We start from the raw sequence: 12750 nt of genomic DNA, 5'->3' as shown, positions 1-12750 counted from the left end.
AATCAGTAAGGGCAGGGCATAAAAAAGATAATGCAGAAGTTGTGGGAGGTTAGTGATGTCTTATTTAAAAAATAAGAAGGTATACTTGATAGTGATAGTCATGATATTAAGTGCGGGCGCGCTCAGTGCTTATAAAGTCTACAAGAGCGCTCAGATAGTAGAAACGATAACCTATAAAGAAGAAGCAGCACAAATAGGTGATATTAAGATAGAATACACGATTGATGGGATAGTAGAATTACCTTTTAGGTATATGGATTTTGAAAATCAGGGAGAAATTAAGGAAATCTATTTCAAAGAAGGAGATACATTTAACAAAGGTGAGGCAGTTGCTAAACAGAATGATTTAGATGCTGCGCAAACATTAGAAAAAGCAAGGCTCGCCTATGAAAAAGCAGAGATTAACTATAAAGATACACTTTCCAAAATAGAAGCTTCACTTCAAGACTTAGAAACTAAGAAGTTAAACTATAAGCAGCAAATAGAGATGCAGAAAAAAAATAGTTATGATCTCGAGCAACAAATACATAAACAAGAAAATAATATTGAATTGATGGAACTTACGCCAGACGATTATGCACTTATAGATATTGAAAATGCCAAAAGAGATTTAGAATCTCTTAAATTGAATCTAGAAACCCAAAAAAATGCTTTGGTTCTTGCACAGAGAGATCTAGATCTTTTAAGGGCGGAAGAGGACTCATCAGCAGCACTTTCAAGTATTAGTCTTAGAGAAGCAAAAATTACTCTAGAAAATGCAGAAGCTAAACTTGAACAAACGAATATGTATGCAAGAGAAGATGGCAGAATTTTAACGATTACAAAAGATGTAGGTCAAGCAGTAGCTGCAATATCCAGTGGAGCAGGTTCTGCTGATCAATCTTTTATTACTTATATTGCAACCAATGAGCCGTATGTTATTAAACTAGCTATTCCAGAATTTGATTTAGTCAGTGTAAATGTTGGACAAAAGGCAGAAGTAACGGTGGAAGGATTTTCAGAAAAAACACTTATGGGAAAAGTTACGCATCTATCTGAAATACCTAAAACAGATAACAACCAAGTTGTAACCTATGCAGCAACAGTTGAATTAGATGAAAAACCAGAAGGCCTTAAAAATGGTATGAACGCTGTTGTTTCTATTATTTCAAAAGATGTTAGTAATGTGGTCATTGTGCCTAATAACACAGTATACTTTGAAAATGGTAAGCAATATGTGCAAGTTAAAGAGGGGGAAGGAAATATACAAAAGGTGACTATTATAACAGGGTTTTCTGATGGTACATCAGCAGAGGTGAAAGAAGGGTTAAAGGGGAATGAAACGTTGATTTCAAAAGTGCAGGTGAGCACAAAATGAGAACAATAGAAATTTTAAGATCTATTTTGCTTAATATTCGTGCTAATAAAATAAGAGTTTTTCTTACAACATTGGGGGTTATTATTGGAACACTTACAATTATTATTGTTGTAGGGATAGGAAAAGGCGGGGAACAGGCTGTGCAGGAACAATTTAAAAAGCTTAGTGCCCAGTCTATTAATATTATGAAAAACAGAGATTACAACAAAAGTAAGCAGTTAACTCTGGAGGATCTAACCAAGCTTGAAGCGTTAGAGCACGTTGAACGTGCTGGCTCAGTGATAAGGACTACGGGAGATATCAGCTATGGCAGTGTTAGCCAATCAGTAAGCATTCAGGGGCAGAGTGAATCGATACAAGAGATTAATAATTTAAATATTTTACATGGCACTTATATAACTGATGAAGATGGCAGTAAAAGGAGACGCGTTATTGTTTTGGGGTATAGCCTAGCTGAACTGTTTTTTGGAGAAGAGCCATCTCAGGCAATTGGAGAAAAAGTGAGTGTTAAAGGAAGAAAATATGATGTGGTAGGTGTTTTAAAGCAAGAAGGGGACAGTGGCAAGGGAGATAGTATAGATGACGGTGCCATCGTTCCAATCAAAATAGCCCAAAGTTATCTCTCCGGAAGAATGACAATGCTGACTTTTGTAGCAAAAGCTACGCAGATTGATACTGTAGAAAAAGCTATTAGTGAAATCAATGAATATATTTTAACGCTTACGGAAACAGAAGGGGCTTACAATCTTATGGATGCAGGCAGCAGGCTTACGACTGCTTTAGAATCAGCCAACATGATGGCAACGCTGCTTATCGGGGTAGCAGCAGTTGTGCTCGTGGTAGGCGGAATAGGCATTATGAATGTGTTATTAGTATCCGTAAGAGAAAGGACAAGAGAAATTGGTATCTTAAAGAGTATTGGTGCAAAAAGAGAAGATATTATTAAGGAGTTTTTATTAGAGGCCGTGATCATCAGTTTTTTAGGCGGACTTATAGGTGTTGGGCTTAGTTTTATAACCATTCCAATAGTGTTATATCTTGGACTACTTGTTGTACAAAGTATAGAAGGTATTATGTTAGGATTATTATTTTCGGTAACAACGGGTATATTTTTTGGGGTTTACCCAGCAGTTAAAGCCTCAAAACTAAAACCTATTGAAGCATTAAACTATGAAGGGTAGGAGAAAGTGATGAAAAAACTAAAAGTGGTTGTTAGTATATTAGGATTTGCAGTGCTTTTAAACGGATGCAGTCATTTAAAAGCAGAAACAGCACTAAGCACTCAAGATATAGTTCAAAATCAGGAGTCAGAAATAACCAGGACAACAAGCCAAACACCTGATATTATTGGAGAAATCAGTGAAATAGTTGGTAACGAAGTGACAGTCAAGATAGTGAATATGCCTGAGGGGTCTCAAATCAATGAGGTACCTGAAAAAAGAAATCCACAAGCAGATGATACCAACCAAGCTGAAGAGAAAAAGGCACCTAGAGCGATTACTGGAAGTGCGGATGGTGGGTTAGGAGGCGGTCCAGGTGGTGCATTTCCGGGTGGCGGATTTCAAAGAGGAGATGCGGGTGGACAACGTACTGGGCGTCAGGTGAATGCTGGAGGTGATGCAGCAGGCGCCAGGGCGGCGCTTAAGTTAGACTATACAGGTGAAGAAAAAACGATCACTATACCAGTAGGTATGACTATTGCAGGCGGAAGAGGGCAAAATGAGATGACATTTGAGAGCTTGCAAGAAGGGAATGTGATTTCTATTTGGCTAGATGAAGCCCAAAATATTGAGAAAATTAATCTGTTTGGCGGAGGCTCGAGATGAGTGAGCCTTGTATAGCCGTGCATGAACCGCTTATCAAAATGATGGATTTGTGCAAAAGTTATGGTAAAGGTGAAGCACAGGTGCGAGTACTTAAACATATTGATTTTGAAGTAAATGAAGGTGAATTTGTAGCCATATTAGGGCCCTCAGGTTCTGGGAAATCTACTTTGATGAATATTATAGGCCTTATTGATACCCATGATACAGGAGAATATAGGCTTTCTGGCGATAGTATCTATAATAAGACAGAAAATGAATATGCATCTATTAGAGGACAAAAGATAGGGTTTATTTTTCAAAAGTTTAATCTAATCCCTAAATACAATGCACTCCAAAATGTAGCACTCCCGCTACTTTTGCAAGGGAAGTGTTATAAAGAAGCAGTAAGTCATGCTAAAGAACTTTTAGAATCAGTGGGGCTTGAAGATAGAATGCATCATCGACCCAATCAATTATCAGGAGGACAACAGCAAAGGGTAGCCATAGCAAGGGCGCTCGTTGCTGATGCTGACCTTTTGCTTGCAGATGAACCTACAGGTGCACTCGATCAAAAAACAGGAAAAGAAGTGCTAGGCATCTTTAAAGCATTGAATCAAAAAGGAAAGACGATTATTCTGATTACACATGATTTAAATATTGCAAAATATGCCTCAAGAATAGTTTATATTACAGATGGTGAACTATCTGATATGCCAAAAAGTGAGGGGGATCATTGAGAAATGAAAAAAATACTTATAGGGCTTATAGTCTTTCTCATAGGACTGCCAAACTTATATGCCAAGGCAGCCGAACTGCAGGTATTGACGCTTGAAAATGCCATAGTCCGTGCAAAAACCTATAGTACTGAACTGGCACAAATACGTAGATCCTATGAATTAAACGGTGCAAAATTAAATCAAGCGGTAAGTGAAGGAAGTTATAAAAGCTGGCAGAAACAGTACCTGGAAAATCAATATGTGCGTAAGCAGGAAGAAATTCAAGAAAAAGTAATTGCTTATAATATAGCTAAGTTATTTGATGAAATATTATTAAACGAAGAAAAACTTAGAAACATGGAAAGTAGTCTTAAAATAGATGAGGCGAATCTCCAAAGTGCTAAGAGTAAATTTCAAAAAGGTATTATCAGTCAAATAGCGCTTAATAATAATATACTTAGTTACGAAATGGCAAAAAACAATAAAATCCAGTTAGAAAACACAATCCATTCGCAGTTTACATCACTTAGTGAAATGATTGGCAAAACGACGACACATTTTGTACTTCAAAAAGAAGCTATTATTTATGAGCCTTTTGAGATTATTGGTCATTTAGACGGGGTAATAAGTTCAAAAGCAGAGCAGAATCTTTCTGTATGGAAAGTTGTTGAACTTGCGAAGATAGAAAGTGAAATAGATTATAGTACTCTTGAACAAGCGGGTAATTCCTACGTAACCTATCTTCAGCTGCAAGAAAATGTAGTTAAAACGCAAGAAACGAGTGAGACGACGAAGCAGCAGTTTGAAAATAATCTTAAAACTAAGTATACAGAGCTTTTACAGTTACAAGAGAAATACAAACTTCAAGAAAAAGAACTACAGCTGCTTGCAAAGCAGCTTCAGACCAAACAGACGCAGTATGAAGCTGGCTATAGCTCCAAAAATGAGTATGAAAAGTTAAAGCTAACTTATGAACAGGCAGAAACGAGTCTTTTAGAGATTATAGTTAAGCAAGAATATATTAAGCAAGTTATAGAAAATCCATATCTGCTTTAAAAGGAATGATCTATTTTCAGGGTGATTATATCACAGAAAAAAACAATTAAATGAATTAGTATAAAGATATGTTGTTTTTATTAGAATAAATAGCTAATAAGTGATATATTAAATATAAGGATAAAGTGTTTGTTAATTCATTTAATGTGGAGGTGCAGGTATGAAAAAAGTAATTATTGTAGGGGGCGTAGCGACAGGTGCTTCGGCTGCTGCAAGGCTTAGGAGATTGGATGAAAACATTGAAATTATAATGTTTGAAAAAGGAGACTACATTTCTTTTGCAAACTGTGGGCTTCCGTATTATATAGGAGATATTATTGAAGAAAGAGATAAGCTTTTAGTAGCTACGCCCAAATTAATGAAAGACAGGTTTAAAATAGATGTAAGAGTTAATAGTGAGGTTGTAGCGTTAGATGTCACGTCAAAAAAAGTGACTATTTCTTCTAAAGAGCGGGGCATTTACGATGAGACGTTTGATGCACTGGTTTTAGCACCAGGGGCTAAGCCATTAATGCCTAATATACCAGGGATAAAGGGTGAAAGAATATTTACTTTAAGAAATATTAAGGATACAGATCGCATTAAGTCGGCAGTTAGCACTGTTAAATCTGCTATTGTAATTGGGGGAGGCTATATAGGGGTAGAGATGGCTGAAAACTTAAGACACAACCATATTGATGTGACGCTAGTAGAAGCAGCTTCTCATATCCTGATGCCTTTTGATGAAGATATTGTTGTGATGGCTGAAAAAGAGATGGAAGATCAGGGGGTAAGGCTTATTCTTAACGATGGGGTAAAAGCCTTTAGAGAGCTGAGTGATGGGATAGAAGTAGAGCTTCAAAGCAATAAGCGTATTAAGGCTGATATCATCATTTCTGCAATGGGCGTTGTACCGGATACAAGTTTTCTTCAGGATACAGGGATTATACTTGGGGTAAAAGGCCATATCTTAGTGAATGAGCATATGGAAACTAATATTAAAGGGATTTATGCAGGGGGAGATGCAGTAGAAGTTATCGACTTTGTAAATGGGATGCACAGAGCTATTCCACTGGCTGGGCCAGCGAATAAACATGGACGCATTATTGCTGATAATATAAGCGGACTAGAAACAATTTATAAAAATACGCAAGGAACTGCTGTCATTAAGGTTTTCGATTTAACTTTAGCTGCAACAGGCAATAATGAAAGCATTTTGGAGCGTTCAGATACTTCTTATCAAGCTATTATTATTCATCCAAATAACCATGCAGGTTATTACCCAGGAGCCAGTCCAATAACCTTAAAACTCATTTTTGACAATACAGGGAAGATTCTAGGAGCACAAGCTCTAGGCTATGAAGGTGTGGAGAAGAGAATAGATGTAATTGCTACAGTGATAAGGTTTAAGGGAACAGTATATGATCTAACTGAACTTGAGCTATCTTATGCACCGCCTTTTGGATCGGCTAAAGACCCAGTGAATTTTGCAGGATATGTTGCAGAAAATGTACTTACAGGCAAAAGTGATATTGTGCATCCTAAGGCGCTAAAAGAGATAAAAGATGATGGGAACATTGTAATACTAGATGTCAGAACACATGCAGAAAGGGTTAGGGGTAAAGTAGAAGGGTCTGTCGCTATTAATGTTAATGAACTAAGAGATCAGCTGGATCAGCTAGATCGTGATAAAGAATATTGGATACACTGTGCTGTAGGGCTTAGAGCCTATGTAGCCGAAAGAATATTAAAGCAAGCAGGGTTCAAATGCAAAAACATTACGGGTGGGTATAAAACCATTCAGGCTATGGCGTTTAAACCACAACATAATCAATAATGATCAATACTCTTTTGGTGTTAAAAACCAAAGGAGTATTTTGGCATGGATAAGGGGAGACTTATGAATCAATTTGTAAAGATAGCAAAAGATTATGCATTTTTAAGTACATTAAGCCATAAAACACAGGAAATTATTTCAGAACATTTAAAAGTTAATCGATATCCGGCCGGTTATAAACTGATGAATAGTAAACAGTCCTGCCTAGGCTTTTCATTTATTCTAAGTGGCATCTTAAGAGTTTACCGAATTAATGATGAAGGTCGGGAAGTTACACTTTATAGGCTTGGGCGAGGAGATAGCTGTTTTTTGACGATTCTTTGCGTATTATCCGATATGGAGAATTATGCTTTTGCTGAGGTAGAGGAAGAAGCAGAACTTGCGATTATCCCAATGGAAGTCTTTAAAGCCTATATTTTAGAAGATAAGGCTTATTTAAAATATGTTTTTAAAAATCTATATGGTAAATTTGATCATGTTATTAATGTACTTGAAAAAATCACTTTTGATAGTATCGAAAAACGAGTAATTGACTATCTTAAGCAAAGATCTGAAAAAACATTCGGAGCAAGTACGATCTATACAACCCATGAAAAAATTGCAATCGATATTGGGTCGTCAAGAGAAGTGGTCAGCAGAGCATTAAAAATTCTTGAAAAGAATGGGGTTATCACATTGGGGCGAGGTAAAATAAAAATTTTAGATAAAGACTACTTAGCTTAATAAATGAAAGAAACGAACACAATAGAAACTATGAAGCCTTGGGCAGATAGGTTGTGTGTTACTTGCTGATAAATAGAACAAATCCCCAAATGATTATAGGCATCATTTGGGGATTGGATTTAAAACAGTTTAAAACATATCTATTCGATATTAATGATTGTAATACTTGGTGTTTCATAAAGATTAATATACTTGTCATTAATTTTTATAATAGGTTTATAGATGCATTTTGGATTGATAAATACTACTTCGCCAATCTCATCTGTACTTAAGGTCACAAATACGCCTATGTAGTAGTTAGCAATATTATTACAAAAAGTAAGCAGCATGTCAGGATCGAATTTTGTAAGTTCATCAGTTAACAGTATTTTAAGTGTATCGAAAATATGATGCGTTTTTCTCAGGATTTCATAACGATCCGCGATACCAATTATTTTAGCTAGGTTATTAATATATGGAGATGTAAGCTTAAGCGGAAAACCTGTTCCGTCACATCTTTCATGATGGGCGAGAATGCCTTTGGCGATGGAAGGGTGTAAATCTTGCATTTTGCTGACAATATTATAGCTATAGATAGAATGTTTTTCATACTCACTGCGTTCATCTGAAGAAAGATCCTCTGTTTTATTGATCATGTCAAAAGCAAGATTAATCCCTCCTATATCGTGAAGTAGAGCTGCTCTAATAACGTTAAGTGTAGTTTCTTTATTAACATTTGTCCATTTACATATAAGTTTAGACAAAAAGGCTACATTTAAAGAATGGGTATAAGTATCATAATCTAGCTGCTTGATTAAATTTGTACAGCCTAATAAAGTATGGTTTTCATTAAAATCAGCAGAAAGATGATGACACATCTCATCAAATGTTTTAATGCTTTTATCATCAGAAGGAGAAATTTGCTCTATGACAGTTTTAAGAGCTTTGCTGTACTTTTTATAGTTTTCTATCGTTTCAGGAGGAAGATTCCATACTTTATTAAAAGAATCAATATACACCCATAGGTCAGTATGAATAAAGTTACTGATGTTTTTTAAATTTTCTATCGTTAGTTCTTGGTTTTGTCCTAGAATGGTAGCCCCTGTCTGCATATTGACTACAGGTTGAGCTGTCACCATGCCTGGAATACATTTGGAGATAGGTAATATAATTTTTTGCATAATATCCCTCTTTTCATTATGAGATAAAAAATACCTAGTTTATATAGTAAATATATCGGCAGAAAATTTAAAAATATAATATTTAAAGTAAAGAAACTTATGCTTTATAGATATTACCAATAAAAAGCTGATTGTATTTAAAGTAATTATAGTATAGCATTATGTTTAAATGCATCCTATTTAAAAGACTAAATTTAATATAAAAAATATAAAATTTAACACAAAATATAGAAAGATAAGTTATAATAATACGAACTAATAAAATCACATTATAATTATAATATGATTTTATTAGTTCGTATAGACATAATTTGTATTGAGAGGAGACTGAAAAATGAATCGATTTAAAACAGGCAATATTAAACTAAAAAGTAAGTTAATGAGTATGTTTATCCTATCAGGTCTTATCCCTATGATGATTATTAGTGTATTTAATTTAATTGTAAGTAATAATAATCTTAGAGATCTTGAAGAAAGCTTGATTAAGGAAAAACTTATAGGCGATATACACTCAGCTAAGATTTATTTAGATAAATATTATGGGAATTTAGAGTTTAAAGATGAAGTCTTAATAGATAAAAGCGGCAACAGTATAAAAGAACATTATGAGATGGTAGATACACTGACTGAGGATCTTAATGTCTCAGCCACCCTATTTGCAAAAGACGGAGATGATTTTATAAGGATTTCCACCAATATACTGACAGCAGACGGTAACAGGGCTATTGGTACATATCTTGGAAAAGAAAGTAGCGCCTATGCAAATATTATAAACGGAGAGCGCTATATAGGGACTGCTCAGATTCTAGGTAATGCTTATATTACGGCATATGAGCCTCTAAAAGATGAGAATCAAGAAGTAATTGGTATTTTATTTATTGGGATATCTAAACAAGCATCTGAGCAGTTAATTGCAGAACAAGTACGTAAAGGGACAACTGTTACGATAGGTATTATGTTAATATTTGCACTGGCGGGGGTTGTTACCGCATGGATCTTAGCACACTCTATTGCAAAATCTATTAGACATGTTATAGGACATGCCCAGGAAATTGCAAACTATAATATTGCCACTGATATTGATGAAGCGTTTATTAATAGAAAAGATGAAGTGGGAGATCTTGCAAAAGCTATTCATACAATTGAAGAGAGTCTAAGATATATGATAGGACAAGTTAATGATGCATCCTTACAAGTATCAGCTTCTTCAGAAGAGCTTAATAGCATGGCTTCACAAACAGCTACAACGACTGATGAAGTTGCTAAAACAATCTGTGATATTGCAGAAGGCGCAACTGATCAAGCACAAAGCACTGCCCAGGGACTTTTAAAGCTTTCGGAGCTTGAAAAATATATTAAAGAAGATCAAATCCATATGAAAGAACTTAATGAGGTATCACATAAAGTCGAAGCGTTGGTAAACTCAGGATTAGAAGTTATTAATACACTATTTAAAAAAACAGATGAAAGCATGACCGCAACAACAAATGTTTATGATACAATTCTTAAGACCAATGAAAGTTCATCTAAAATAAGTGCAGCAAGCAATGTGATTACTTCTATTTCACAGCAAACTAACTTGCTTGCACTGAATGCTTCAATAGAAGCGGCAAGGGCAGGAGAACACGGGCGTGGGTTTGCAGTTGTTGCAGAAGAAATTAGAAAACTTGCAGAACAGTCTGCAAGTTCATCAAAAATGATAGATGAGATGGTGGAAAATTTGCAGCATGATTCAGAGAGAGCTGTAAACACTACTGAGGTAGTTAAAGCTACTTTAGAGGAACAAGTGAGCCATATGAATATTACAAAGGAAAAATATTTAGAAATTTCAGAAGCGATTAATCATCAAGGGCAAGTGGTAGAGCTTCTTAATGAGTCTGGTCATGTGATGGCTATTAAGAATAATGAAGTTTATGCTACCCTTGACGCATTATCAGCCGTAGCTGAGCAAAATGCGGCAGCAACTGAGGAGTCTTCGGCTTGTATTGAAGAACAAGCAGCTTCCATTCACGAAATAGTAAGCTCAAGTAAATCTTTAGCAGAACTTGCTCAGGTGCTCCACCATTTAATAACACGTTTTAAAGTATAACGTATGTACATTTAAAAGATAATCTGACATAAAAATCAAAAAGCTCTTTATAGAAAATAGTTATTACTACGTTCTATAAAGAGCTTTTTGATTGGATAACCATACTTTAGAAAGAAAGAGGTATTTGTATATATTGTCTAAAAATAAGAGTTGCTTTTAAAGTTATTGATTAAAACTAGATATTAAAATATAATTAATATTAAATCAATACTAGCCAATATATTACGTTAAGGTTGTGTGATTATGATAACTGGTTTTAATAGTATTAAAAATAGAATACTTATATTTTTTCTTGCTATCATTTTTATTCCTATCGTTACCTTAGGTTTATTTGCGAATACAGTTTACTCAAGATCTATAGAGACCAGTGCTAATAAACATACGGCGCAAATGATCAGCCAAATTCAAAGTAACATAGAATATTATCTTCAGTCCATAGATAACATTATGTATTATATCTCACAATCTCCGGATGTAGTGCAGTATCTTACAGATGACTCTGAGCCTCAGAATAATGATCTTTTAGAAATAAGAGTAAGAACACTTTTAAATATTTATACGGAAGCCAACCCAGAGATTGCAGGGATTCTTATTGTAAATACTAGAGATAAGTATTTAAGTAATGAGCTTATAAAAAACAATCGCGACCCACTTTTGCAAGAGGATTGGTATCTATCTGCGGTTAATCAATCAGATATTTCTCAGTATGCAAGTAAACCCATAGGCCGTAATCTTAATACTTATTCAGAATACAGTGCAGATGAGGTTATTTCAATATCAAGAACGATGAGACATCCTAAAACTAACGAAATCACAGGTGTTATTCTTATTGATATGAAACTTGGAAAGTTTGAAGAAATTATTAAAAATAATAATATAGGACAAAAAGGTTTTTTTTATATACTTGATAAAAACAATGATATTGTTTATTCTCCTGTCAATCCTATTATTTATAGAATTAATAATGAGTGGTTTAAAGATATATCCAATTTACTTATTAAATCTATTAATAACGAAACATTTGAGATCATGTGTGAAACCAGTGTGCAGACGGGATGGCGTACAATAGGGGTTTTTTCAATAGAAGAAATATTAGAAGACGTTCTTAAAATGCAGACTTTTGCGATGTTTGTCAGTGGTTTCACCCTTATATTAGCTATAGTTGTAGCGATTATCTTTACCAATACTATTGTTACACCTATAAAGGAGCTTACAGCCCTTATGAAGCGGGCAGAGCAAGGAGACTTAGAAGTAAGTTTTGAAAATAATAAGTATAAAGATGAATTTGGAGAACTAGGCCATAGTTTTAACCACATGATTAAAGAAATCAAGCAGCTTATTGAAATGGTCTATACTGAACAAAGAAATAAACGGAAAGCGGAACTTAAAATTCTTCAAGCACAGATCAAACCACATTTTTTGTATAATACGCTTGATACGATACAGTGGATGGCTGTTGATTATGGGGCTAGAGATATCGTTGAGATTGTTACGGCACTGACTAAGCTCTTTAGAATTGCACTTAGCAAAGGCCGGGAAGTGATTACGATACGTGAGGAGATCGATCATATTGAAAGTTATATGATTATACAAAAAGCAAGGTATGAAGATAAACTGTCATATGATATTACCTATGATGAAGAACTGTTAGATAAGCCTATTCTTAAACTAACAGCTCAGCCCATTGTGGAAAATGCTATTTATCACGGTGTTAAGCAAAAGCGAGGAGCTGGCAAAGTTGAAATAAACTTTTCAAAAATAGATCATCAAGTGATCATTACGGTAACAGATAATGGCGCAGGGATAGATGCCCTTAAGCTGCATGAAATCAATATGATGCTGCAGCATGAAAATATAAGGGGCGTTGCATCAGAGAGCGGCTCAGGATATGGTATATGCAATGTACATACTAGAATTAAAATGACATATGGCAGTGAATATGGGCTTAGATACATAAGCAAGGTTAATGAGGGGACATGTGTTCAAATCATATTACCCCTGCTAGAAGCATAAATAAATCTAACAAGA

General features: G+C 34.9%; 10 protein-coding genes. 9 read left to right on the top strand and 1 reads right to left on the bottom strand.

Annotation, left to right across the window (positions count from 1 at the left end; genetic code table 11):
• Positions 1 to 55 precede the first annotated feature (55 nt).
• The 7 genes from BN3326_RS06595 (at position 56) to BN3326_RS06565 (ending at position 7473) form a co-directional block, all read left to right on the top strand.
• Entirely contained in the window at positions 56 to 1357 is a 1302-nt protein-coding gene (locus BN3326_RS06595; protein WP_069998300.1) for an efflux RND transporter periplasmic adaptor subunit, read from the top strand.
• Positions 1354 to 2538, top strand: coding sequence for an ABC transporter permease (locus BN3326_RS06590; RefSeq protein WP_069998299.1), 1185 nt, complete (start codon positions 1354 to 1356; stop codon positions 2536 to 2538). Before BN3326_RS06595 ends, BN3326_RS06590 begins: the two co-directional genes overlap by 4 nt.
• 9 nt (positions 2539 to 2547) lie before the next feature.
• The gene (locus BN3326_RS06585) at positions 2548 to 3183 is read left to right on the top strand and encodes a hypothetical protein (RefSeq protein ID WP_069998298.1); all 636 of its coding nucleotides are present in this window, start codon (positions 2548 to 2550) and stop codon (positions 3181 to 3183) included.
• Positions 3180 to 3899 carry an ABC transporter ATP-binding protein gene (locus BN3326_RS06580; protein WP_069998297.1) on the top strand — a complete coding sequence of 240 codons (720 nt, stop codon included), beginning with the start codon at positions 3180 to 3182 and terminating at the stop codon, positions 3897 to 3899. Before BN3326_RS06585 ends, BN3326_RS06580 begins: the two co-directional genes overlap by 4 nt.
• A gap of 3 nt (positions 3900 to 3902) precedes the next feature.
• Positions 3903 to 4934 carry a TolC family protein gene (locus BN3326_RS06575; RefSeq protein WP_069998296.1) on the top strand — a complete coding sequence of 344 codons (1032 nt, stop codon included), beginning with the start codon at positions 3903 to 3905 and terminating at the stop codon, positions 4932 to 4934.
• A gap of 160 nt (positions 4935 to 5094) precedes the next feature.
• On the top strand, positions 5095 to 6750 hold the full coding sequence (locus BN3326_RS06570; RefSeq protein WP_069998295.1) for an FAD-dependent oxidoreductase: 1656 nt from the start codon (positions 5095 to 5097) through the stop codon (positions 6748 to 6750).
• A gap of 45 nt (positions 6751 to 6795) precedes the next feature.
• Positions 6796 to 7473, top strand: coding sequence for a Crp/Fnr family transcriptional regulator (locus BN3326_RS06565; RefSeq protein WP_242875948.1), 678 nt, complete (start codon positions 6796 to 6798; stop codon positions 7471 to 7473).
• Positions 7474 to 7613: 140 nt separating this feature from the next.
• Here the strand turns inward: BN3326_RS06565 and BN3326_RS06560 are convergent, their stop codons facing one another.
• Positions 7614 to 8633, bottom strand: a complete 1020-nt coding sequence (locus tag BN3326_RS06560; RefSeq protein ID WP_069998294.1) for an HD-GYP domain-containing protein — start codon at positions 8631 to 8633, stop codon at positions 7614 to 7616.
• Positions 8634 to 8967: 334 nt separating this feature from the next.
• Between BN3326_RS06560 and BN3326_RS06555 the strand changes: the two genes are divergently transcribed.
• Entirely contained in the window at positions 8968 to 10722 is a 1755-nt protein-coding gene (locus tag BN3326_RS06555; protein WP_069998293.1) for a methyl-accepting chemotaxis protein, read from the top strand.
• A gap of 243 nt (positions 10723 to 10965) precedes the next feature.
• Positions 10966 to 12735, top strand: coding sequence for a cache domain-containing sensor histidine kinase (locus BN3326_RS06550; protein WP_069998292.1), 1770 nt, complete (start codon positions 10966 to 10968; stop codon positions 12733 to 12735).
• Positions 12736 to 12750 lie beyond the last annotated feature (15 nt).

The organism is Cellulosilyticum sp. I15G10I2, from assembly GCF_900095725.1.
In the GTDB taxonomy this organism is placed as follows: domain Bacteria; phylum Bacillota; class Clostridia; order Lachnospirales; family Cellulosilyticaceae; genus FMMP01.
This window is presented reverse-complemented; position numbering and strand designations above follow the sequence as displayed.